Annotated in this window: 19 protein-coding genes; 11 read left to right on the top strand and 8 right to left on the bottom strand. The window is 43.5% G+C overall.

What is annotated here, in order from left to right; translation table 11 throughout:
- Window positions 1–126 precede the first annotated feature (126 nt).
- From JMX50_RS04530 to purF, 8 genes are all read left to right on the top strand, one after another.
- Entirely contained in the window at window positions 127–1,431 is a 1,305-nt protein-coding gene (locus JMX50_RS04530) for an NAD(P)H-dependent glycerol-3-phosphate dehydrogenase (RefSeq protein ID WP_201628594.1), read from the top strand.
- A 90-nt stretch (window positions 1,432–1,521) separates the two neighbouring features.
- Window positions 1,522–1,980: a SixA phosphatase family protein gene (locus JMX50_RS04525; protein ID WP_201628593.1), complete on the top strand. Its 459-nt coding sequence runs from the start codon at window positions 1,522–1,524 to the stop codon at window positions 1,978–1,980.
- Window positions 1,981–2,242: 262 nt separating this feature from the next.
- The gene (gene gspL / locus JMX50_RS04520; RefSeq protein WP_201628592.1) at window positions 2,243–3,574 is read left to right on the top strand and encodes a type II secretion system protein GspL; all 1,332 of its coding nucleotides are present in this window, start codon (window positions 2,243–2,245) and stop codon (window positions 3,572–3,574) included.
- Window positions 3,575–3,576: 2 nt separating this feature from the next.
- Entirely contained in the window at window positions 3,577–4,146 is a 570-nt protein-coding gene (gene gspM, locus JMX50_RS04515; protein WP_201628591.1) for a type II secretion system protein GspM, read from the top strand.
- Window positions 4,147–4,298: 152 nt separating this feature from the next.
- Complete coding sequence (locus tag JMX50_RS04510; RefSeq protein ID WP_201628590.1) at window positions 4,299–4,724, top strand: DUF4870 family protein; 426 nt, start codon at window positions 4,299–4,301, stop codon at window positions 4,722–4,724.
- A 258-nt stretch (window positions 4,725–4,982) separates the two neighbouring features.
- Window positions 4,983–6,017, top strand: coding sequence for a quinone-dependent dihydroorotate dehydrogenase (locus JMX50_RS04505; protein ID WP_201628589.1), 1,035 nt, complete (start codon window positions 4,983–4,985; stop codon window positions 6,015–6,017).
- An 80-nt stretch (window positions 6,018–6,097) separates the two neighbouring features.
- Entirely contained in the window at window positions 6,098–6,595 is a 498-nt protein-coding gene (locus tag JMX50_RS04500) for a CvpA family protein (protein ID WP_201624314.1), read from the top strand.
- Between the two features lie 239 nt (window positions 6,596–6,834).
- The gene (gene purF, locus JMX50_RS04495; protein ID WP_201565357.1) at window positions 6,835–8,370 is read left to right on the top strand and encodes an amidophosphoribosyltransferase; all 1,536 of its coding nucleotides are present in this window, start codon (window positions 6,835–6,837) and stop codon (window positions 8,368–8,370) included.
- A 242-nt stretch (window positions 8,371–8,612) separates the two neighbouring features.
- Here the strand turns inward: purF and JMX50_RS04490 are convergent, their stop codons facing one another.
- From JMX50_RS04490 to yajC, 6 genes are all read right to left on the bottom strand, one after another.
- Window positions 8,613–8,972 carry an AzlD domain-containing protein gene (locus tag JMX50_RS04490; RefSeq protein ID WP_201565356.1) on the bottom strand — a complete coding sequence of 120 codons (360 nt, stop codon included), beginning with the start codon at window positions 8,970–8,972 and terminating at the stop codon, window positions 8,613–8,615.
- The gene (locus JMX50_RS04485; protein WP_201628588.1) at window positions 8,962–9,693 is read right to left on the bottom strand and encodes an AzlC family ABC transporter permease; all 732 of its coding nucleotides are present in this window, start codon (window positions 9,691–9,693) and stop codon (window positions 8,962–8,964) included. The genes JMX50_RS04490 and JMX50_RS04485 overlap by 11 nt, the downstream gene beginning before the upstream one ends.
- A 104-nt stretch (window positions 9,694–9,797) precedes the next feature.
- Window positions 9,798–11,222, bottom strand: coding sequence for an MATE family efflux transporter (locus JMX50_RS04480; RefSeq protein WP_201628587.1), 1,425 nt, complete (start codon window positions 11,220–11,222; stop codon window positions 9,798–9,800).
- A 186-nt stretch (window positions 11,223–11,408) separates the two neighbouring features.
- Window positions 11,409–12,665 carry a protein translocase subunit SecF gene (secF, locus tag JMX50_RS04475; protein WP_201628586.1) on the bottom strand — a complete coding sequence of 419 codons (1,257 nt, stop codon included), beginning with the start codon at window positions 12,663–12,665 and terminating at the stop codon, window positions 11,409–11,411.
- A gap of 9 nt (window positions 12,666–12,674) precedes the next feature.
- Window positions 12,675–14,552, bottom strand: a complete 1,878-nt coding sequence (gene secD, locus JMX50_RS04470) for a protein translocase subunit SecD (RefSeq protein ID WP_201628585.1) — start codon at window positions 14,550–14,552, stop codon at window positions 12,675–12,677.
- Between the two features lie 310 nt (window positions 14,553–14,862).
- Window positions 14,863–15,192, bottom strand: a complete 330-nt coding sequence (gene yajC, locus JMX50_RS04465) for a preprotein translocase subunit YajC (protein WP_201543085.1) — start codon at window positions 15,190–15,192, stop codon at window positions 14,863–14,865.
- Window positions 15,193–15,722: 530 nt separating this feature from the next.
- Here yajC and JMX50_RS04460 point away from each other — a divergent pair.
- The 3 genes from JMX50_RS04460 (at window position 15,723) to JMX50_RS04450 (ending at window position 21,398) form a co-directional block, all read left to right on the top strand.
- Entirely contained in the window at window positions 15,723–17,060 is a 1,338-nt protein-coding gene (locus tag JMX50_RS04460; protein WP_201628708.1) for a CNNM domain-containing protein, read from the top strand.
- Window positions 17,061–17,612: 552 nt separating this feature from the next.
- Window positions 17,613–18,107, top strand: a complete 495-nt coding sequence (locus tag JMX50_RS04455; RefSeq protein WP_201565352.1) for a nuclear transport factor 2 family protein — start codon at window positions 17,613–17,615, stop codon at window positions 18,105–18,107.
- A gap of 231 nt (window positions 18,108–18,338) precedes the next feature.
- Window positions 18,339–21,398 carry a LysM peptidoglycan-binding domain-containing protein gene (locus tag JMX50_RS04450; RefSeq protein ID WP_201628584.1) on the top strand — a complete coding sequence of 1,020 codons (3,060 nt, stop codon included), beginning with the start codon at window positions 18,339–18,341 and terminating at the stop codon, window positions 21,396–21,398.
- 155 nt (window positions 21,399–21,553) lie between these two features.
- Here JMX50_RS04450 and JMX50_RS04445 read toward each other — a convergent pair whose 3' ends face one another.
- Window positions 21,554–22,777, bottom strand: coding sequence for a transglycosylase SLT domain-containing protein (locus tag JMX50_RS04445; protein ID WP_201565350.1), 1,224 nt, complete (start codon window positions 22,775–22,777; stop codon window positions 21,554–21,556).
- 1,112 nt (window positions 22,778–23,889) lie between these two features.
- A complete protein-coding gene (locus JMX50_RS04440) occupies window positions 23,890–24,747 on the bottom strand; it encodes a Nif3-like dinuclear metal center hexameric protein (protein ID WP_201628583.1) in 858 nt (285 codons plus the stop codon).
- Window positions 24,748–25,075: the final 328 nt, after the last annotated feature.

The raw sequence follows: 25,075 nt of genomic DNA, 5'->3' as shown, positions 1-25,075 counted from the left end.
TCAATCAGGTTGTTCGATTAAAATAGCGATTTTATATCAATAATTGTTGAAACATGCCGTTAGTGTCCCTGTATACTCAGCATCAAATCTACTCATAATTCAGTCAGTCAACACGGATAAAAGAATATGACCAGCGCTAATGATAAAAATAAAGACAAAAGTATAGATAGCAGTCAGGCAGAGAATAAAGCCGCTGAAAAACAAAACAGTTTGCTGTCAGGTATTATTGAGCGTGCTACCAAATCTGGGCTTGGACGTAAGAAGCTCAATCCTAGCGCGGTTGAATCTGCCGTGGCAAAAAACATGGCAGAAATTCATAATAATCCAACCAAATTGCGTCTGGCGTTTTTAGGTGGCGGTAGTTTTGGTACGGCAATGGCAAACTTGGCCGCCCGCAATGGCTGTGATACCACGCTGTGGGTACGCAATAAGCGTACGGTTAAAGCAATGGCAAAGACGCAGACCAATAAAAAATATCTGCCCGGTTATAAGCTTGATGATCGTCTCAAATACAGCCACGATTTACAAGCGGCGGTCAAAGATACCGATATTATTTTTATAGCTGTTCCAGGCCTTGCATTTCGAGAAACCCTTAAAAGTATCGCTCCCTTTATTAGCGGGCAATCTATCGTTTCTTTGACCAAAGGTATGGAGAAAGATACCTTCGCTTTAATGAGTGATATTATTAAAGATGAGCTACCAGAAGTAAACTTTGGCGTAATGTCAGGGCCAAACCTTGCCATCGAAATCATGAAAAACATGCCGTCTGCTACGGTGATTGCCAGTGACTCTGAGCCACTACGCCATGCGGTACAAGCAGCGCTACACAGTGCGTTCTTTAGAGTGTTTGCCAGTGATGATGTTCGCGGTGTCGAGCTTGGTGGCGCGCTCAAAAACATTTATGCCATTGCAATGGGAATGGCGGCAGCTTATGAAGTCGGTGAAAACACCAAAGCCATGATACTGACCCGTGGCTTAGCAGAAATGAGCCGTTTTGGCGTGCATGCTGGTGCCAATCCGCTGACCTTTTTAGGTCTGTCTGGCGTCGGCGACTTATATGCTACTTGCAGCTCAGAGCTGAGTCGCAACTACCGTATTGGTAATATGCTCGGTCGCGGTATGACCATCGATGCGGCGGTCAAAAAACTGGGTCAAACCGCTGAAGGCGTCAATACCATTCAGCAGGTACATGAGAAAGCCACCAAAGAAGGCATTTATATGCCGATTACCCATGCCTTGCATGCAGTCATTTATGAAGATAAAGCGGCACTTGGCGTTGCTTTACACCTTATGGAAGCGGGCTTCCGTAGCGATGTTGAGTTTGTCATGGAGCATGACCATAGCAATGCCTCATTAACGGCACAAATGCAAACAGCAAGTAGCAATGCGAAAAATGCTAAAAATAAAAAAGCGGATGGCGATAATAAATAAAGTACTTAGCAAAACGTCGCTTCAGCATAGTTAAATAGCATTTATATCAAAAATAGTCAGGTAAAAGTAATAAACAAGGTGGTTAAGATTATGAAAATTATCTTAGTACGTCATGGTCAAGCAGAAGATGAAACGCGCCCAGACAGTGCGCGTCAGCTGACTGATTTTGGTCAGCAGCAAGCTGCGCAAACGGCAGAGTATATTACCACTCATTATCAACCTGACTGTTTTGTCGTGAGTCCTTATAAGAGAGCGCAGCAGACGCTAGCGGCATTACAGTTACGCGCCCCTAACGTGCCCTCACAAATACAAGAAAATATCACGCCGTCTGACGATGCCCGTCAGGCGCTGATAGATATTGGTAATATTGAAGCAGAGTGTCTGGTGGTCGTCTGTCATATGTCTATCGTTGCTCATATCGCTGGCCTGCTAACAGGTGATTACCCTGAGTCGTTCTCTTTAGCAGAAGCACGTGTGTTTGAGATGGATTTTGTGATGACAGGTATGGCAACCGAGATTGATCGCTTTGTTCCCCAACAACCTTATTAATATCAATAATATAGTCAGCTCCATATAAAGAAGACACAGTGAGACTGGAATGAATTTTTTGTAGCCTCTGTTGGCGTAGGCACAGCAAGCTAGAAAAATTTGTACCAGTTTCACCTTGTCAGATAACGTATCCATGTTATTTAGTATCGACTATACAAACGCTCGTAAAACCTTCTACATTTTTGCTAGACCGCAGCTTTAAATGGCAGCTTCAATAAGCAATGGCTTTAAACAACAGCTTTGATAATTAAGGACACATTTGGTGTTACATGTTTGGTTACGAGCGCAGCACAGTCCACTAGCGGTCTGGCATGAAGACATAAAGCAATGGCAATTGATTGACGGTTGGCAGCAGCTGCATGATATTTATGGTAGCTATAAAACCAATAGCCAAAAATCTGTTTGTCTGTATTTTCCATCAAGCCATGTCTTACAAGTGGATTCGGAGCTAAATACTGCTCAGCTCAAACAATTAGGTATGAGCGGTAAGCAGTATTTATTTGAAGAAACTTCTCTAACGCCGGTTGAGCAGTTAGCCATTCGGCAAATGACTGAAAATACAAGCCATCATCTCTATGCTTTGGCTCAAAGCGATATCGAATCATGGCAGCAAAGTGCCAAGCTCGCTGGCATGAACATTATAGCTTTACTGCCTGATTTTCTGTTGTTGCCAACGCCAGAAGAGGGCGCAGGACAGCAAATCATATTGTACCAAGACCAACAAACCATGCTGCTGCGCCAATCCTTACATCAAGGCATGGCAGTCAGTTACTTGCCTTTAATCTTTGAGCGTTTTCCGCATTTGAGCGAAGTGCTGCTATTGCCAGCCATCGATGACATCTTTGATGACTCTAGTAGTGTTTTTCATCAAGCTTCTAATAACGGTGTTGCTGAAAATCTTGCTGATGAGCCAGCGCTTGGTGATGGTATTGATATTGATTTAACAAAACCTGCACCCACAGCCAGCGCCTCTACTCAAACAGCGGCAATGATTGCCGAGCATCAATTACTATTAACCACGCTTCCCGTTACTCCTAAACCGCTTGAAAATCCTGAACGTCATGCGCTGAACTTTTTTATTAAATCAACCGATTCGCAATTATCACCGTATCTACGGGTGGCGATGATGGTCGCGCTAACGGCATTGGTATTGCAGATGGCGACCGATGGGGTGCAGTGGTATCAATATAAGGCGGCGACAGCGGCGACCAAAACCGAGATTGCGAGCCAGTATCAGTCTTGGTTTCCTAATGAGCCGCTTAGTACGCGCACAAAGCTACAAGTGCAATTGCAACCAAAACTGCGTAGTGACAGCCAAGCGCCTGATTCTCACATAGCGGTATTATCACGTATATCGCCGTTGATTAAACAGTCGTCATTACGCGCGCAGGCGTTAGTCATGCAGCCAACTGCGCTTAGCTTTACGCTGATTGCGCCCGACCGCGGCAGTCTTGATCAATTTACCAATACGCTTGTCGCCCAAGGCTTAAACGCCAAATTAGAACAAGTGAATGGTAATGAGCAAGGGCAGTTTAGTGGTCAAGTGACCGTTGATGTGGTAGCAAACAATAGCAGCGTCAGCAATAAAGGGTAACCATGAAAAGATTACAGCGCCTCGCCAAACGCAGCACTACTGCTACTAACCCTCGCCCTCGAAGTGGTGCTTTATCAGTGCGCATGAGTAGCTATCAAAGTATCTTAATGATACGTTGGCAGGCATTGTCTGCGCGCGACCAATTAGCTCTGCTGTTATTGTCAGCGTTTTTGCTGTTATTTGTCGGTGGCTATGGCGGCTATAGTGTTCATCAAGCTGCAAACGCTAGCAAAAGTGAGTATCAAGAGCAGGTCGCCGATTATTTTTGGTTACGTGCCCAAGCTGGTAACATTGACAGCAATGCGTTAAATGCGGCTAGTACTGCAGATGGCGTAGATGCCATGCCGCCGGCTAGCAGTATCAATGTGTTGTTAAATAATTCAGGGATTGCCGATGCGCAGGTCATTGCTGCTGGCGATGCGGTGCAATTAAGCTTTACGCATCCAAGCCAAGCGGTGGTGAGCGGTGCACTGGGTAAGCTTGAGCAGCAAGGTTGGCAATTTACCCAACTGTCGATGCAGCAAGATTTGGTCACTAAAGCGATTCAGGTACAGGCGACCGTAACTTCTTAAGAGGTATGCTTAACAACCTTTATGCCTAACAACTTTTACACCTAACAAGTTGATGTTTAAGCACCTTTATATTTTAAAATATGCTGCATTGAAACCTTGCTCAATTGCCACAATAATATAGCTATTAGCCACAGAAGATAACGAGTGACCGTATGATAAACAATCACAATAATACGATGAGTGATAATAAGCGCCGTTCTTTGATTACCTATAATCACATCACGTATTTGCTTTATGTGCTCAGCTATTTTACCGCCGGACTGCTGTGGATTGTGCCTATCTTTATGAATTATGCCAAACGCCGTGACGCTGATAATACTTGGCTTGCCACGCATTTTGATTGGCAGATTAAGACGTTTTGGTATAGCATCGTCTTTTTTGTCATTGGTGTGCTTATCATCACATTTGCCCTAGGTGGTTTTGGCGTAAGTATGTTTGCTGACAGTAATAATATTGCCATCGGCTCGGTATTATTGGCCAGTTTAGGCTTTATTATTATGGGCTTTACTTTTATTTGGCATCTATACCGTATTGTACGCGGTTGGATTGCGCTTACTGATGGACGCCCAGTTCCGTAAGCTAAAAGCATGCATATCAATAAGCAGTAATGCGTTGAATAAACAATAGACTTAAATAAAAAATGCTTTTTGATATCCACTCATTACTAGGTTAATTGAGTCCGTTTGCAATATCAACGATTGTTTATTCGCATGATTTAGCGCAATTTGTCCTATGAAACTTTGGTCTTATTTCAGTTAAGCTGATATAATCGCAGCGCTTGACCTCATTCGTTTTTCTTATTTATCATTTCTTTTCAAGCAGGGTCTGTCATTACTATGTCTTACGCCTTACTTCGCCCTTTTTTGTTTAATATGGACCCCGAGCACGCGCATGAGATGACCTTATCTTTATTAGATAAAGCTCATAAAGCGCGTGTATTGGGCTTAGTATATGGTCAGTCAATGCAGCCAACCGACTGTATGGGTTTGCAGTTTGCCAATCCCGTTGGGCTTGCTGCCGGATTGGACAAAAACGGCGACTATATCGATGCGCTGGCAGAGTTGGGTTTTGGTTTTATCGAAGTGGGTACTGTCACGCCAAAGCCGCAAGTCGGCAATGACAAACCAAGACTATTTAGAATCAAGCAAGCCGATGCCATCATTAATCGTATGGGTTTTAATAATCAAGGCGTTGATTACCTGATTGAAAACGTCAAACGTTGCAAATACAAAGGCAATATCGGTATTAATATCGGTAAAAATGCGGCGACTCCTGTTGAAAATGCGGCTGATGATTATGTCTATTGCTTAGAGCGTGTCTATCCGCATGCTTCTTATATTACCGTGAATATCTCCTCGCCGAATACCAAAAATTTGCGCGACCTACAAAGCGGTGAAGCACTAACCCAATTATTAGACACTATTAAAAACCGCCACAATCAGCTGGCAACCGAATATGGCTTTTATGTGCCTTTGGTGTTAAAGGTCGCTCCTGATTTAGAGCCGTTACAAGTCGATTATATCTCCCAGCAGCTGTTGGATTTTGAGATTGATGGTTTGATTGCTACCAATACCACTTTAAGTCGCGTAGGCGTCGAAGATTTGCCCGATGGTGACCAAGCTGGTGGCTTATCCGGTCGTCCGGTCAGCCACATTAGTACGCAGATTTTACAACAATTCTCCGATCAGCTGGATGGTAAGGTAGCGTTGATTGGCGTTGGCGGTATCGATAGCGGTGCTAAAGCCGTCAAAAAAATCGAGGCAGGTGCAGATATGGTACAGCTTTATTCAGGGCTTATTTATAAAGGGCCTGGGCTGGTACAGTCTTGCATTCAATCCATCGGTGGCTATTACGATGCCATGGAAGGTTAATCCTTTTAAAGATTGTTAAAACTGCAAGCTTTTCACCTTCACTGAAATACCCGATATAAGATGCAAATGAGGCGATAAACATGAGTGGTTTAGACATTGTGATTGCTGTGGTTGTTCTGATTGGCTTATGGCGTGGTTTTCAGGTAGGTCTGATTAAGACAGCTGTCGGTTTGGTCGGTTGGTTTATTGCACTTATTGCTGCCACTCGATTGGCGGGTTCCGTTGCGCCGCAATTATCAGGTATGGTAGAAAATCCTGTTTTGCAAATGGCGATGGCTTTTTTAGTGATTGTGATTGCCATCTTAGCCATCATGCACCTAGTTGCATTCGTATTCTCCGGAGTACTCAAAACCTTACGTCTTGGCGTCCTTGATAAAGTGGCGGGCGGGGTACTTGGGGCGGCAAAAAACGTCCTTATGGTCTTAGTGGTTCTTAGCGTCAGCGCGCCATTATTGGTGCAAATGCCGCAATGGGAAACCTCGGTGCTCGCGCCTGAATTACTGCCTTATGCCCCCATGGGTAAAGAGCTGGTCTCAGATATGTTTGGCTTGGCGTGGGATCAGGTCAATCAGTCCTAATCATCAGTCATCAGTGCTCATAAAAAGCTATTCAATCAGCTTTAATATTCGTAAAATACACCTCTATCAATCATCAGCAACTTGTCTTATGGATAATAGGCCTTATTGATTATCTATAAGATTTTTAGTCAGAAAAATCGTCAGCTTGGCGGTAAATGGCAGGCAATGTGTTCCATAACTTTGTCAGCAGTTATGCCGTTATTGTGTTATCAATGTGTGGTACAAAATAGGATACAACTATGTGTGGAGTCGTTGGGGTCGCAGCTCATGAGCCAGTCAATCAAATTCTTTATGATGCCTTAACCATGTTGCAGCATCGTGGGCAAGATGCGGCAGGTATTGTGACTTTACAGGACGGGCGTCTTTATTTACGTAAAGAAAATGGCATGGTACGTGACGTGTTTATGAATCGTCATATGCTAAAGCTGGTGGGTAAGTTTGGTATCGGTCACGTCCGTTATCCGACCGCTGGCACCTCAAGTAGTGCCGAAGCACAGCCTTTTTATGTCAACTCGCCTTATGGTATTACCCTTGCGCACAATGGTAACTTGACCAATGCTGAAAGTCTGGCTAAGTCTCTATATCAAGAAGATCGCCGCCATTTAAATACCGATTCAGATTCTGAAGTGTTGCTAAATGTCCTTGCGCATGAGATGCAAAATTTGGATAAAACCAATCCGACGCCTGCTGATATCTTTGAAGCAGTCACCGCGGTTTATGGACGTATTGAAGGCGCTTATGGCGTGGTTGCCCTGATTACTGGTCATGGTTTGCTAGCATTCCGTGATCCAAACGGTATCCGCCCACTGATTTACGGTAAGCGTATGGCAGCCAATGGCGGCACAGAATATATGGTCGCCTCAGAGTCAGTAGCGTTGACGGGTTCAGGCTTTAGCATTGTTCGTGATGTTAAGCCTGGCGAAGCTATCTTTATCGATTTAGATCATCAAATACATACTTATCAGTGTGTTGAGCAAAAAGAATACACGCCTTGTATCTTTGAATATGTGTATTTTGCCCGTCCAGATTCTATTATGGACAATATCTCTGTTTATAAATCACGCCTACGTATGGGTGAAAAACTGGCTGATAAAATCCTTGCTGAATGGGGCGAAGATCATGATATCGACGTGGTCATTCCTATTCCTGACACCTCGCGTACCTCAGCGATGGAGCTGGCGCTAAAGATGAATGTGAAGTACCGTGAAGGGTTTATGAAAAACCGCTATATCGGTCGCACCTTTATCATGCCAGGTCAGCAGCAACGTAAAAAATCAGTGCGTCAAAAGCTAAGTGCGGTACCGCTTGAGTTTAAAGGTAAAAACGTCCTTTTGGTTGATGATTCAATCGTACGCGGTACGACTTGTCATGAAATTATTCAAATGGCACGTGATGCCGGTGCCCGTAAAGTATTCTTTGCCAGTGCTGCGCCGCCGGTTAAATATCCAAACGTCTATGGTATCGATATGCCAGTGCGTAGCGAGCTGATCGCCTCAGGTCATAGCGTTGAAGAAGTACGCGAGATTATCGGTGCTGACCGCTTGATTTTCCAAGATTTGGACGATTTGATTGAAGCGGTTAAAGATACTAAGCATAGCAAGGTCGAAGGCTTTGATTGTGCGGTGTTCAACGGTTGCTACATTACCGGACAAATTAACGAAGCCTATCTTGAGCATCTACAAGAGCAGCGCAATGACACGGCCAAGACTGGTAAAAAGGGTGTACAAATCGTTGCTGATACCCCAGTCGATATGATGGGCGTAGAAGAGCTGTAAGAGACTAAATATCTTAAAATAAAGTAATGGCAAAATAGAAAGGCTGCAATCATTGAGATTGCAGCCTTTTTTATGGGCAAAAATAAATGTAGTCAGTGTGAAATAAAATTGATGAATTAACAGCCACATGCGACTGGTATAAATTTTCCTCGCTTGCTGTTATCACAGAGGCTACGAAAAATTCATCCCAGTCGCGCTGTATCTTTTTTAAAGTCAATCTACTATATACAATAAACCTTTAATCAGCCTAAAAAATGCGTAAATAGCCATAAAAAGCCATTAATTGCAGCGATACCGACGATCATACTGACCAGTAACTGACGGCTAAGATGATAAACGACTAATACTGATAATAACGCGCCTATTTGTGCCATTAATAAATGTACTTCTGCGCTATTTAAACTCGCATTGCCTGACAAACCTTGATAAGAAAGACTGGTTAAGATTAGCAATACCATCACAGACAGCGGCAAGCTTTCATTTAAGCGATGTAGCCACGGTGTATCCAGTAGCTTTTTGGGTATTAAGGCGGGCAGGGCGCGAGTAATAAACGTCACTGCGGCCATCGCGAACGTTGCAAAAATCAGGTAACTACTGCTCATTGCTGCCTCCTTGCACACTGCGCTGCACCCAAACTCCACGGGCTAAAATCATCAGCATACAAATTGTAATCGCTACCAATAATAGCCAGTTGCTAGTAAAGAACGAGGCAATCACTAAGGCAATGACGGCAATACCAATGGGGAAATAGCGTTTGATACTTTGGAATTGCTCATAAGCTAAAATCGCAAACAGACAGACCAAGGCAAAATCCAAATGCGGTATTAAATCGCTTAGGGCGCTGCCAATCATCACGCCAATTGCACCAGCTAATACCCACCAGCTTTGATTAAACAGACTAATAGGCAGTATCAATGATTGTCGCGACTCATTTGGCAAACTGGTCATCACTGAAAACGTTTCGTCCGTTAAGGCGAATAAACAATAAGTTTTGGCTATTTTGTTTTTTGGTAGATACTGTAATAACGGCATACCATAAAAGACATGACGCAAGTTAATAGCAGCAATGTTGGTTGCGATATTGCCAATCGGTAATCCAGCACTCAGCATCGGTAGACAAGCATATTGCGCCGCGCCTGCATATAAGACCACACTTAGCATGATAGTAGCCCACACTGGCACACCAGCCACTTGTGCGAGCACGCCAAAGGCAATCCCTGCTGGCAGATAACCCATGGCGACTGGCAAGCTTTTTTTAAAGCCTTCCGCCCAATCGTAGTGGTAGGCTTGATTTTGATTTATCTCATTTGATTGAGTATTCACGTGACATCCTAATTTTTTCTTACTTTAATTTGTCGTTTATGGTCTTTTTTCTTGTTTTTTAAATTCATCATACAAGCATCGTTTTAGCTAAATGCTCTTAATGATTAGGCTTCAGGCTGCAATTTTTCATAACTGCCTGTCTGATGGGCACGATATAAAAACCCACCGAGGATAATCAATCTTAATAATAATAAGCACCAAACGCTCAGCCAGATGCCGGTCATATCCCATTGTTGGTACAGTAGCCAACTTAAGGGGAAAAAGATAACCGCCAATATAAGCGCGGCATTACGAATGACACTACCTGCCGTTAAACCAAAAAATATCCCATCTAACCAATAAGCGCCAACACCCACAAGCGGCAGTAGCACGGCATAAAGGTGATAGTCATAAGCAAGCGCAAAGACCGGCTCGATATTGGTCATCAATTCTAAATAAGTCGGCATGGCAAACCACCATATCGCACTTAGCATAATGGCAAGCCCGTAGCTAACCACGCCTGTGCGCTTTACGATAATACGAAACCGTGGCCAGTCGCGTCGTCCCGCAGCTTGCCCGCTTAAGGTTTCTGCAGAGACTGCCACGCCATCAAGGGCAAAGGCTGAGATACTCAATACCTGCAATAAGATGGCGTTGGCGGCCAGTATGACATCGCCGCTTTGGGCAGATAGACGGGTAATCCAAGCAAAGCTTACCGTTAAAATTAACGTACGGATAAAAATGTCTTTATTTAAAGAAAATAGCCTAAGCATTTTATCTTTGGTAAAGTGTTCTTTATTGGCGGTCAATAACGCTCGCCAAGAGATTTGTAGATGTCGACGGCTGAGCCATAATGCCAAAACTACGCCAAGCCAAAAGGCAATTGTCGTACCTAACGCCACCCCAACCAAGCCCATTTGCATCACATAAACAAAAAACAAGGTCAGTATGATATTAAGGATAGCGATAAATCCTTGTTGATAAAGCATGTAGCGGGTCTTACCTTGACCAGCAAACCAGCCTATAAACGCAAAGTTCATCAGCTCAGCGATAACACCCCAAAAACGTACATCTAAATAAGTCTTTGCCGCGCTGCCACTATCAGGATTGGCGGAGAGCGCTTGCAAGCCAAAATCAATTAACCAAGGTTTTGCGATAAGTAAAACCGCGCCAATCATAAAGGCCAATAATAAAGCCCGTTGCAAAATCGACAACAGCGGTGATGGCGTTCGGTTAGACGCGTTTAATGGCGCATTGTTATTGTTAAGGGCATCTTTATTAGCCAGTTGCCCCAATGCTTGTGCCGACAGTCCAGATGACGCATATTGCAAAAAGTTAAAGCTGACCAGTATTAAAGAGAGCAGCTGTATGGCTAAGCCCATACCAGCAAGCTTAGCGGTGTCATTCATATTACCGACAATCGCTGTATCAATGACGCTTTGTAGCGGCATCGCAAGGTTGGCCAATAATACTGGCAAGGCGATGGCGATAATGCGCGCATAGCGAGTATCGATAGGCGGCATAGTACATGGCGGTAAGGTAGATGACATAGCTTAGTCGCTTATATAACGAGGCAGAGAAGTTTAGTAATCACTTTTTACATAACTTTAAAATATAAATAATATAAAGACAAAAGCACCTAGAGTTTAGGTGCTTTTGTCAGGATAACGCTTATCAGCTTAATAACTTAGCAGCTTAATAATTAAAAGGTCTAATTATTGCCTTTGAGGTAAGCATTAATCTTGCTCATACATTTTTGGATCATTAAAGGTTACGATTTCTTCTTCAAACTCAGGTTTTACTTTAACGATAAAGTCATCACGTGATAAACCCATTCTTAAAGGAATAGAGCTTGCAATATAAGTAGATGAATACGTTCCTGCCAGTAAACCGATAAATAGGGCGACTGAGAACCAGTATAAACCCTCTCCGCCTAAGAATAGCATTGCAAGGACTACTAACAGAACCGTTGAAATGGTCATAATGGTACGGCGTAGGGTCTCTGTCAGTGACAAATCAACCGTTTGACGCGGCGTGATACCACGGACACGGCGGAAGTTCTCACGGATACGGTCATAGACGACGATGGTATCGTTTATTGAATAACCAATCAAGGCTAAAATAGCAGCTAGGACGGTTAAATCAAACGGAAAACCAAATAATGCAAAAATCCCGATGGTCACGATAGCATCGTGGAATAGCGACAGTACCGCACCAAGCGCCAGCTTAAACTGGAAACGTAAGGCAACATAGCCCAGCATACAGGCCAGTGCCAACACCAATGACATGACTGAGCTTAGATAGATGTCGTTACCTACTTGGCTACCGATAATATTAACATTACTGATTTCAACATTATTATTAGGCAGTGCCAACGCTTTACTCAGACTGGCATTAAGTCCGTCGACGTTGTCAGACTGTGGTGGTAGACGTACTAAAAGCTCTTGACGCGTCCCTAAATACTGCACGACGGCATCATCAAAACCATTGTCAGCCAAGGCTTTAACCACTTCGACTTGTTCAGCAGGTTGCTCATAACGTACATCTGCTGAAACCCCGCCGGTGAAATCAAGACCTAGATTTAGACCATTGACGGCAATGGCGATAATACTACCAATCACCATCAGCAGCGATAGAAGTGCCATCGGCTTTTCTAACTTCATAAATGGGATGATACGTTGATCGCCAATGGCTTTGATGCCACCTTCAGCTTCTGCTGCTGCATTATCTTCAGCATCACCTATGTCTAAATTATTTAGATTAGGATCCATTGCTTGCGTGGCCAATGCATGGCTGTCTTGACTCGCATCTTTACCGGCGCGACGGGTTTTATTTTTACTCAAGCTCGTCTTAGAAGTCTTATTGCTTTGGGTATTACTGCCTTTACCATCACGGCGCGGTTTCTTACGGCGGCGCGTACTAGCTTCGCTATTTGAGCCATTCGGTTCGGGGTTGTTCTGTTGTTCTAAAGGGTTGTTATTATCGATGGCCATAGTTTTCTCCTAACCGATGCTCAGACGTTTGATAGATTTACGCTTACCGTAAGCAAGTTGTACCAGCGCACGGGTTACCAAAATCGCGGTAAATAGTGAGCTGACAATACCAATCGCGAGGGTAACCGCAAAGCCTTTAATCGGACCCGTACCAATCGCAAATAAGATAAACGCGACCAATAACGTGGTGATGTTGGCATCGAAAATACTACTAAAGGCACGATCAAAACCTGCCACGATAGCGGATTTTGGTCTGACCCCGTTTGCCAGCTCTTCACGTATACGCTCAAAAATCAGCACGTTGGCATCGACCGCCATACCGATGGTTAAGACGATACCAGCAATACCGGGTAGGGTCAGTGATGAGCCTAAAATTGACATAATGGCAATAATGATAATGACGTTAATCGCTAGGGCAATATTAGCAATCACCCCAAATAAGCGATAGAAAATAATCATAAAGGCGAAGACCAGTAGATAACCCACTTGGGTAGAGAATAGGCCTTTATCGATATTTTCTTGGCCTAATGATGGACCAATGGTACGTTCTTCAACGAAATACATCGGGGCTGCCAATGCACCTGAACGTAACAATAGCGCAAGCTCTGCGGCTTCAGCACTGCTATCAAGCCCAGTAATACGGAAAGACGAACCCAGTACCGCTTGGATATTGGCGCGGTTAATAACTTTAGTCTCAGCATATGGCGTGCGTACTTCGACGGTCTCACCAGTTGCTGGATTTTCTTCATAAGTAATGCGTTGTTTATTTTCAATAAACAGCACCGCCATTTGTTTGCCGACAGCCGTACGCGTGGCGTTTTGCATCAGCTTACCACCAGCACTATCTAGGGTAATGCTTACTTCAGGTGAGCCGCTTTCATCAATACCTGTCTGCGCGTTTGTAACCTTGTCACCGGTGACAATCGCTTGACGCTCTAGCAATACTGGTGGACCATCAAGCGTTTCAAATGGAAATGCTTCGGTACCAGCAGGCGGAATACCACCCATATAATTTTCAGCGCCTTCAGCGACCATACGGAACTCAAGGTTTGCCGTACGACCAAGGACACGTTTTGCTTCTGCAGTATCTTGTACACCCGGTAGCTCAACCACGATACGGCTAGCGCCTTGTGATTGTACCAAGGCCTCAGTAACACCAAGCTCAGCAATACGATTGCGTAGAGTAGTCAAGTTTTGGTTGACCGCGTAGCTGTTGATTTCGTCTAAGGTTGCATCGTTATAAGCTAAAATCAGGGCAGGGCCTTGCTCATCAATAGAAGACTGTAAGGAGAATGTGTTACCCATAGAGCCTTGCAGGATGTTTTGCGCACGGTTACGGGTATCAGTATCAGAAAAATGCAGCACCACGCCACGCTTTTCTGTTTTGATGCCTTTAACTGCAATACGTTCAGCACGTAGGTCACGGCGCATATCACGACTGGCGCTGGTCAAGCGTTGTTCGAGCGCCTTGTCCATATCCACTTCTAGCACGAAACGCACACCACCGCGCAAATCAAGCCCGAGTTTCATGGGTCTTGCACCGATATCACGTAGCCAATCAGGAGTAGTCTGTGCCAAGTTCAGCGCGACCACATAGTCCTCGCCTAGATTTTGACGCAGCACTTCCTGAGCTTTTAGCTGATCGACGGGGTTGTCGAGACGCACCAGCGCACTATTGCCTTCAAAGGTACCATCATGATTGTTCAATCCTGCTTCTTCGAGCAAGCTTTGAGACTGAGTCAAGATACCTTCAGACAGCTGCGTACCTGCTGCTGCACTGGTAATCTGTACGGCAGGTTCATCAGGATAGAGGTTAGGAGCCGCATATAGACCGGCAATGATGAGCACGACGGTGATGAGTAAGTATTTCCAAGCGGGATATTGCATAATCACTTCTTTAAGTTGATAAACTACTGGCGACGCAGGCCACAAGTTAGCAGATGGGAAGTTAGCGATAACAAGGGTGACTGACTAAAGGGAGAGCTACTATATTGTTTTAGTAGTCGTACTGAATCATGCACCACTGTGATCATCCGCGATGATAGTAAAGCAAAAAACGGTAAAGCGTAAAGCAGTAAAGCGAAAAATGACCGTAAATAATGTACGGTCATTTTAAAGTCATTACAACTATTAATTGATAATAGCCATCAATTAGTCACAACCAATGTTTAACAATCATCAAATACATCGATAATGCTTAAACGCTTTCGATAGTACCAGCGGGCAATACTGAAATAACAGAAGCACGTTGTACTTTAACGTCAGTGTTGTTGTTTAAGCTCACAACCGCATAATCGCCTTCTAGTGCTTTGATACGACCCATAAGGCCGCCAGCAAAGATGATTTCGCTACCAACAGTCAATGAATTGACCATAGCGCGGTGCTCTTTGGTGCGTTTTGACTGTGGACGAATCACCAAAAAGTAAAAAATGGCAAAAAACGCCACTGGCAACAAGATTTGACCAAATAGTGACGCAGCTCCGGCAGTTTCTGGCGCAGCATGGGCAGCTTGAATAAAAAAGCTCATAATTTCTCTCAGTAAGTCATAGATAACAATAAATTTACAGGCATAGTAACAAAAAATCCCAGACTTGGTAACTGTTAATCATAGGCTAGGCGTGTTTTTGTTACCCATTTAACATACTAACCGCCAATATTTAGCCTAACAATCGTTTTGCTATTCTAAATGATAGAATGATTAGAGTTAAAGTGTAGAGTGCTCTGATGCTCAGCAAGCAGTAAAAGCCGACTATTAAGTAGATATATCAATTGGCATAGCGTCACAATAGTCAAAAAATAGATTTGTTAAATACATCATGTCTTTGATATAAATAGTAATTTTCTATGATATACCATTATTGCTGCTATGATTAAACGAGGGTTTATATCGCTATAAATGGGGGTATAATAGGCTGTCTTGAGCATGATTTTGGTCGTTAAATAGATAAAAATTAGACGCTATCGGCTATTATTTTCTATCTGCTGCCGTCAGCTCATGATATATTGTGACTTCCTTTTACTTCTTTGTTTAGGTTACCTAACTTGTTCACCTCTTTTATATCTGTACCTCGTTTATACCGTCCGCGCGCCTGTCGTAAAGACGCATCCGCTGAACCTCCCCCGACGATGGGTGGCTATACTCGCTTTAGTAAAACTTACTTCGGTATGATGCGCCTTAATATGTGGCGTTTTGTTATAAAACGGCTTGCTACGTTATCTGCATTGATAACGCTATTCCTCACTCTATTACTGCCGCAATCGGTGCTGGCTGCTGATGCCTTAGCAGACCCAAGCCCGACCAGCGTTCTACTGCTTATCTTATTTGTGGTAGTAGCGATTGGTATCTCATTTATTTGTTCGTTGGCAGAGTCAGCATTACTTAGTATGACGCCGTCATATATCGCCGATGTTCAAGAGACTAACCCCAAAAAAGCCAACATGCTAAGACGCTTAAAGATTGATAATATCGATCAGTCATTAGCGGCTATCTTAACCTTAAACACGGTTGCACATACCTTAGGCTCTATTGGCGCTGGTGCACAGGCGACGATTGTTTTTGGTAGCGCTTGGTTTGGACTGTTTTCTGCCATTATGACCTTAGCAATTTTATTTTTATCTGAGATTATTCCAAAAACGTTGGGCACGGTCTATTGGCGTCAATTAAGTGGCATGGTGGCTTATTTCGTACGCGGTATTATTTTGCTGCTATACCCATTAATCTGGATATCAGAAAAACTGACCAAATTATTGGTACGAGGCAAAGAACCGGTAACCTTTAGTCGCCGAGAGTTTGCGGCGCTCGCCAGTATCGGCGAAGAGTCAGGACAAATCGACCCATTAGAGTCACGTATCATTCGTAACTTATTGGCATTTGGTGCTATTAAAGTTGAAGATATTATGACCCCGCGTTCGGTGATGCTAGCGTTTGAAGAAAATAAAACCGTTGCTGAATTATTGGTTGACCGTCCAAAACTCACTTTTTCGCGCCTGCCGATTTATGATGGTGATTTAGACAATATCACCGGTTTTGTCTTAAAAACCGACATGTTATTGGCCAAGGTTAATCATGCGGTACATAAACCCTTGACGCAGTTCAAACGTGATATTACCTTTGTATTTTCAAAGATGAAATTGTTTGATTTGTTAGAGCTGATGCTAAAAAACCGTATTCATATCGCCATTACCGTTGGTGAATATGGCGAGGTCAAAGGCTTAGTGACATTAGAAGATGTGTTTGAGACCTTGTTGGGTCTTGAGATTGTCGATGAAATAGACCGCGTCGAAGACATGCAAGCGTTAGCTCGGCAGATGATGGACAGACGTGTTGAGCGCTTGGGTATGAAGCTGAGTGATGATGAGCAGTATGAAGACATCCATACCGAGAATAAGCATTAGAACCATAGCTATTAGAAACACAACTATTAGAAACACAACTATTAGAAACACAACTATTAGAAACACAACTATTAGAAATGTAGCTATTAAAAACAGATATTAAAAATGCGTTCGATAAGGCTGCCTAAGTTATGAATATTTAGGCAGTTCTTATCAATATTGATGTATTTGAGCAATGTATTTGATATTGCATGATATCTAGTAATGCTACTTAGTCATAGCATTTAAGCTAAGCGGTCATTTTTTACTCTAGGCTGTCAACTTTGATGATATTCGCAATAATTACACAGGGTGTCACATGGCTGTGAGAATTTAGTGATAGGCTGAAATTATCATAACAGAAGGCTGCTAAAAGTCTTAGATTAAGCCAGATGTAAAATACTTAACTGATAAAAGCACGACTTGTTTCAATTTATATGATAACTGTTTATTTACGAGAGCAGCACTTTATAATTAAATGATACATCACCGTTAAGCGTCATTGTATGATGGCATGATAAAAATCACACCTGACCATGACGATAGACGACAATAGTATCACTAAGGAATATCATGAAAAGATTATGGGGAAAAGGGCTGTTGGCTCTATTGATGAAAAGCGCTAGCGTGACTGCGATAGTGGCGGCTGCCAGCACCATGACTATCAGCGCGCAAGCGGCAACCATGACCGAAGCTTTGGTACAAAACTATGCGACGGCTATGAAGTCGGCAGCCAATAGCCAAAGTCTTAATCAGGTCGCGCGCCTCGTATCTGACGATGCGCTGATTTCTATGTCAAGAAAAGGCAAGTCTACCAGTCTCGACAAAGATGCTTATCTAAAATTACTGCAAAACAGTTGGAGTAATACCTCAAATTATCGCTACGATATCAATGTGGATAATATTGTCATTACCGGTGAGCAAGCAAAAGCCAATGTCACTACCAATGAAAGCTGGGTAAAAGATGGGCAAAAGGTCTCATTTGTCACGACATCGAGAGTAACGCTTACTTTATCGACTGGTAATGCGGTGCTTTTACGCGCTGTGTCACAAGTGGCGATTAATTAATCATTACTACTATATTAGTAAGTAATGTCAATTAGTCATCAATGAGCCATCGCTAGCAGAGTTAGTTAATAAATCGTATAAATAATGTCGCTATTCAGCCATTGAAAGATAGAGTGGATTAAATTCTACTCATTATCTTTCATAATAGGCTGGTCTTTGTTTGATATTGCGTACTATACTGTCGATTAACTTTATTTTATCACTTATTGTTGTTAGGAAACTTCCACTATCATGTCTACTGTGTCATCAAAATCTCGCTCATTTATCGCTTTACCACTGACGCTTGCGGTGTCGACTTTGCTTATCAGCGCTTGTAGTAATACGTCGGCGGTGAAAAAGACGGGTGCGACCGGCAGCTCAGCTGTGGTTACTAAGCGTCCTGTCGCTCAAGTTACTAAGCCAAGTACGGGCGCTGATTATTCAACGGCGTTCTTGGATGCTGAAAGCTTAGATGAGTTGGCTGATTTATTAGAAGCCACCGACATGACTATGGTTGAAGGCAATAAACTTGCGATTCAACAATATGGTGATTTATGGAATCGCTTGCGGGCAGGCTACCGTATGAATGGCGGACAGCCTGTTTATAATCAGCGTATTGAAGCGCAAAAAGGTTGGTTTACCAGTCGTCAAGACTATCTCAACCGTTTGACCGCGCGTGCCAGTCGCTATCTTTACCATACGGTTCGAGAAGCCGAGCGTCGTAATATTCCAACCGAACTTGCATTATTGCCTGTGATTGAGAGCTCCTACGATCCAAGTGGTACCAGTAGTGCGGCGGCAGCAGGTTTATGGCAGTTTATCCCGAGTACAGGGCGTATCTATGGTCTAAATCAAAGTAGCACTTATGATGGTCGCCGTGATGTGATTGAATCAACACGTGCCGCTTATGACTTTTTGACCGCACTGCATAACCAGTTCGGTAGTTGGGAGCTGGCACTAGCCGCTTATAACGCCGGTCCTGGTCGTGTGCAAAAAGCTATCGATGCCAATGCTGCTCGTGGCTTGCCGACCGATTACTGGTCACTAAGACTGCCAACAGAGACCATGAACTATGTACCGCGCTTTTTAGCGGTTGCTGAAATCGTCGCCAAGCCTGAGCAATATGGTGTTTATCTGCCTGCTATTGCTAACCGTCAGCATTTCCGTAGCGTACCAGTAAATTATGGCGTCAGCTTAGCCGAAGTCGCACAGGTGACCGGTGTCAGTTATGACGAACTAGAAAGACTGAATACCGCGCTGACTTCAGCTCGTATCGATTCATCAGGTCCACAGCGCATCATTATTCCTAATGATGTCAGCTTGACGACAGATGCGAAGCTGAGCGCCTTGAGAGGGAATGGCAGTAGTAATGTGATTGCTTCTAGTAACACCAGCAGCAGTAGCACGCCAAGCTATTCAGGCTCTACTTCTACTACGCCGAGCTATAACAATAAGCCTTATACTAGCGGTGGATCATTACCTTCTACCGGTAGCGCCCTTGCTGATTACGCGGCGAGCGCCAGTGTACCGCAGCAAACCACCAGCTATATTCCGCCGACGGTTTCACCGACGAGCAGCTCTGTTTATAGCAGCAATACCTCATTCCGTACTGAGCCACCGCTGACTTCTGCAGAAACCAAAAAGATTAACGCTGAGCTAAAAAGCAGTAATAGCTTACCGACCACATCGGCACAAATCACGCAAAACAATACTATCATTCAAGAGCCACCACTAAGCAAAGAAGAGCGCGATTTCATTGCCAGTCAGATTCGCATCAGTACGCCTGAAACCAAAGTCATTAATGCCGATGGTAATATCAATTTATCAGCCGTACAAACGCAGCAGTCAGTGTTAGAGGCCAGTGGTCAAGAAAAGAAATTAAGTTTCCCAAAAACCTCGGTTAGTAAGCCAAAACCACAAGGCACGCGTAGCACTTATACGGTAAAACGTGGCGATACCTTGGCAAATATCGCCAGTCGTGCGGGCGTCAGCTGGCGTGATATCGCTGAATGGAACCAGATAGATGCCAGCGCCAATCTGCTAGCCGGCAGCACGTTGTATTTATATAACGCCAAATCTATCGAGCCATTGAGCAATGCCAGTACTACAGCGGCAAGCCAGCCTGAAAGCTATGTGGTACAAGGTGGTGATACGCTTATCGGTACGGCCAATCGCTTTGGTTTATCGGTGACTCAGCTGGCTACTTATAATAATTTGAGCAGTAGAGCGGACTTGCTACGCGGTCAAAAACTATGGCTGGTTCCTGGTAAAGTGACCGCGCCTGCAACCACGCCTGCTGCACCATCGACCAAACCTAGTAAGTCGAGCACGGCAACCAAGAATTATAAAGTCAAACCCGGTGATGGTCTGATTGCTTTATCACGCCAGTTTAATGTACCGACTACCACCTTGGCGACGTTAAATAATATGGGCACGACCGATTCACTATACGTTGGTCAAACCTTAAAAGTACCAGCCAATGTAGACTTTACGCCTGCGGCTGCTACGTCTAACAATACGTCGAATAGCACAAGCAGCAATGCTACTGCTAGCACGTCAAGCTCAGTGGCAACGACCAACTATAAAGTCAAATCAGGTGATACTTTAATTGGTATTGCAAATAGCGTTGGCATTAGTCCTGAAGAATTGGCAGCCGTGAATAGCAACTTTGATGCTAAAGCTCGCTTGCAACGTGGTCAAACGATCAAAGTACCGGTCTCTAAAGATTTGGTAGATCGTCAGCTCAATGACAAAGCAGTCAGTTATAAAGTCAAATCGGGCGATACCTTGACGGGCGTTGCGCAGCGTTACAATATCGGTTTGGGTGATTTGGCAGCCGCCAATAATTTGAAAACCAATTCTAATCTAATTCTTGGTCGTACGATTACCATTCCTGCCAATGGCACAGTAAGCGCTCCTAGTACAGCTAACAGTAATACTAGTAGCACCAGTAACAAGAGCACCAGCAGCGCCAGTGCAGAAACCGCAAGCAGTAGCGGCAAAAAACTTGGTAATACTGAGAGCTACAAAGTTAAATCGGGCGATGGTCTTATTGCCTTAGCGCGTCAGTTTGGTATCTCAGTAGAAGACCTAGCGGCGACAAACGATTTGGCGACCAATGCTCAGTTACAACGTGGTCAAACGATCAAAGTACCAAAAGCGACAGTAAGCTATACCGTTGGCTCAGGCGATAGCTTGATTGGATTGGCACGTAAATATGGCGTCTCAACCAAAGAGCTTGCGGATATGAATAATATCGCTGTAGATACCATGCTACAACGCGGTCAACGTTTAACCGTACCGAATCGCTAATCTAGAATGTAGCCGCATTTAATAGATTTTAAGCATTAAAAAAAGCTGCTCTTTTATAAGAGCAGCTTTTTTATTGACAAAGTTTTTTATTAACAAGGTTTTATACGTATTGTATTTAGCAGCTTTTACTCGCAGTCTTTTCAAAAGAAAAGTTATTAAACCGTTTGAGTTTTAATGGTCTCAAGATAACTTCTAATATTACTCACATAATGCATCGCTTGACCATAACGGCTATTTGAGGCTCTGTTCTCAGATAAGTAGGCATATATATTTGCCCAGCTTTTATCATCGATTCCTTGCGCCCTTAATTTACGCTGGATACTTTTTACCGCATTAGGACCCATGTTGTAACCTGCTAGGGCAAACCAGATGCGGTCGGTCTTTGGTACATCGGCGAAGTCCTCTTTGACTTGTTCCAAATAACGCGCGCCGCCACCGATACTTTGATAAGGGTCAACGCGGTCAGAGACGCCCATCGCTTTGGCCGTATTATTGGTCAGCATCATAATACCGCGTACGCCTGTTGGAGACACGGCATTGGCATTTAGATGCGACTCTTGATAACCCATGGCGACGAGCAGCTCCCAATCATGGTTGTAATTGCGCGCTTGCTCTTGAAACGAAGACTGATAGTCGGGCAGTTTCTCGGTCAAGGTTTTCTTAAAATGGTCTTGGCTATAAGCGTCTTTTAATAAGTTTTGATTATAAAACGCGGCCAGTTTCTGAGTATGCTCAAGCTTCATGCTATCACATAAGAAGTAACTGGCTTTTTGTGATAACGGGTCATTGGCTGAATTAAACGTCCAGCTGACTTTAGGATGTAGACCATTTTTGGTCAAGCTGGCGTCATAGCCGCAGCTGACATTGACTGAAGATAAGCTTAATTGGCTTTTTAGTTGGGTGCTGGCAGTGGTCAATGCCATATCGGCATCGCCTGATTTTAACGCTCTTAATGCCGCTTCTTCACTGGCATAAGCTTTTAAATCGATTTTTACCCCAAGCTCGTCAGCATAACTACGCACTAAGTCGTAGCCGAAACCGTGCTGGAAGCCATCAGTCGCAAAGTAGGTGCTATCACCTGGCACGGCAGCAATGGTCAGAGTGTTCTCCAGCATGACATGGTCATAAGCTGGTATGGGTGCCCCCATCGTCATCAGACTCTCAGCAGGTAGAGAGAGCATGGCGATGCTAGATACTTGTGCCAACTTCTTAGTTTTAGAGAAATTAGTTTTGGCAAAACGAGCTACTTTAATAGGTGCAACGACTGGAACGATGTTACTTTTGGTGTGCAGTAGGCGCTTAGATGGACGCAGTAAGTATGAGATACGGCGTTTGGCCCCTTGCGCAGATACTTTCACACGATAAGTAATACGCTGCATGGATGTCTCCTAGTTTTAGCCATCCTACATACCATAAAAACGCCTCGTCAATTTATGCTGCTTATATATGCTTATCAAAAGCGTATTGCTATATAAGTGGCATAAACTGGCGTTGCATTTTAGATAATATCGCCCTTATAAATAAAATAAGGAACAATGTCATCTTGTTTACATATAGTGGGGCTAACATGCATTATATAAGCGTTAGCGCTCAAGTCTCTTAATCAGCTAGCCAATACCCAATGTTGTCTTTTTTAAACTTTTTTAAAATAGAAGTCATTTTAAGCACTATTCTAAAAAAAGACGCTCTAAAAAAAAGACGCACAACACCGCGAAGGGTATAAATCGGATGATTCCTTCATCGATGTTAGGGTTGCTACTGAATAAAAGACCCGTTATTCAACTATCGTAAACATAGGTAAGGTCATGAATAAGTTATTGAGACAAAAACGTCGGATAAGTGCGGTACAGCTGCACTTAATCGTTGCAACGCTCATATTACTAACCAGCTACTCTTTAAATAGTTTGTAGTAGAGTAGATGATCAGTAATATGTACTGTCCAGCGATAAAAACAAGCAAACATTCTATCTAACTACTCATTCACAATAAGTAGCAGACAAACTTTGCTTAAGCAGTATCGCGACGCTAAAAACAGGGCAGACTATTTAATTAGAAAACAAATTAATCAAAAAAACTAATTAAAAATTAACCATACAAAAATAATATTTGATTGTTCACTGCCAAAAACCTAATGAGTTAAAAACAGGCTTTTAGACGATAAACACTGTTTTAGCACCATAACCGGAAGCTATAAAAAATGGGAAGTCTCATGACAAGACGTTCTTTCTTCAGGTACTAATATGCGGATATTCATCATATTATTCAAGTAGGGTTAATAAATTAGCGATAAAACTTAACAATAGCGCTATAAACGGTAAAAAAAGACCTCGTTTTTACTAATCTGCTGACAATAAACGTCATAAAAAGCGATTGCGATAGAGAATAAAGCGCCTGCATGGCGCTTAAAATGTGAAAAATGAGCATTTAAATAGCGCTGAAACAGCGTTAAAGCCACGAAAATTATCATAAATACGATAAATTGGCTGAATGATTAGGCTGGATTATCGATATCTATGAAAGTCACCGGTAAGCCAAATTGCTCAGCAACCAGTTCACCCAATGCTTGAATGCCGCCACGCTCTGTCGCATGATGGCCGCAAGCAAAATAATCAATACCAAGTTCACGAGCGATATGTGTGGTGCGCTCTGATATCTCACCTGAGATAAACGCATCGCAGCCCATCAGTGCCGCTTGTTCAATCATATCTTGCGCGCCGCCGGTGCAGATACCCACCCGTTCGATAAGCCTGTCATTTTGCCCATCAGATTGATTGGTATCTGAAGTTTGATAATGAGCAGAGATATGTAAGGGCAGGCGTCCTAGCACCTCAGTAATCTGGGTGATTAGACTTTGAGCACTTTGCGGGGTACAAGTGGCAATATTACCAACCGGATGTGATTCGGTAGGATAAAGCGCGCCAATGATACTCATATCAAGTAGCTCAGCCAGCTTGGCGTTATTGCCAATGCGAGGATGGGCGTCAAGCGGCAGATGATAGCCAATCAAAGAGATGCCATGTTGCATCAGTTTGCGGATACGTTGACCTTTCATACCGGTGATGGGCGCAGGCTCGCCTTTCCAAAAATAACCATGATGCACCAAAATGGCATCTGCATTATCAGCAATCGCGGCATCAATCAACGCCTCACAAGCGGTGACACCAGTAACGATGCGCTGTATAGGTCGGCCGCCATCTACCTGTAAACCATTGGGCGCATAGTCTTTAAAAGCGGGTGCTGATAGGTATTCGTCACAAAACTCTGTTAAAGCTTGCGCGCTAATCGTCGTATCTGATATCTGGGTTGAAGATTCGCTTGCGGATGGGTTCAAGGTATTGTGCGCGGTCATGGTCTTTCCTTATAATTGTCGCAGTTTTGCACTATATTCGTTTTATCATTGGTTTTATAACAGCTTTGATTTTTACTGCTTAAATGGTTTAAGTGTTTATAGTAAATAATCAAAATACCAATTTATAAATTATGTATGTTATAAATAATCTGGGTTTCTATCATCGCCATTTTAGCATGGCGCTGTAAAAGAGTAGACAAGGCGAATAACTGAAACGGTACACGATGCGTTACTATTTGCCCGTGTTGCCAGTTATAATTTGCATACCTGAGCCTATATGATTCATAGCGCGTATCCTATCTGGTTTTGCGCCCAATCACAGCGGACT

It is taken from the genome of Psychrobacter maritimus, assembly GCF_904846345.1.
In the GTDB taxonomy this organism is placed as follows: Bacteria; Pseudomonadota; Gammaproteobacteria; order Pseudomonadales; family Moraxellaceae; genus Psychrobacter; species Psychrobacter maritimus.
Note: the sequence above shows the minus strand (reverse complement) of the source record. Positions and strands in the feature narration are given on the sequence as shown.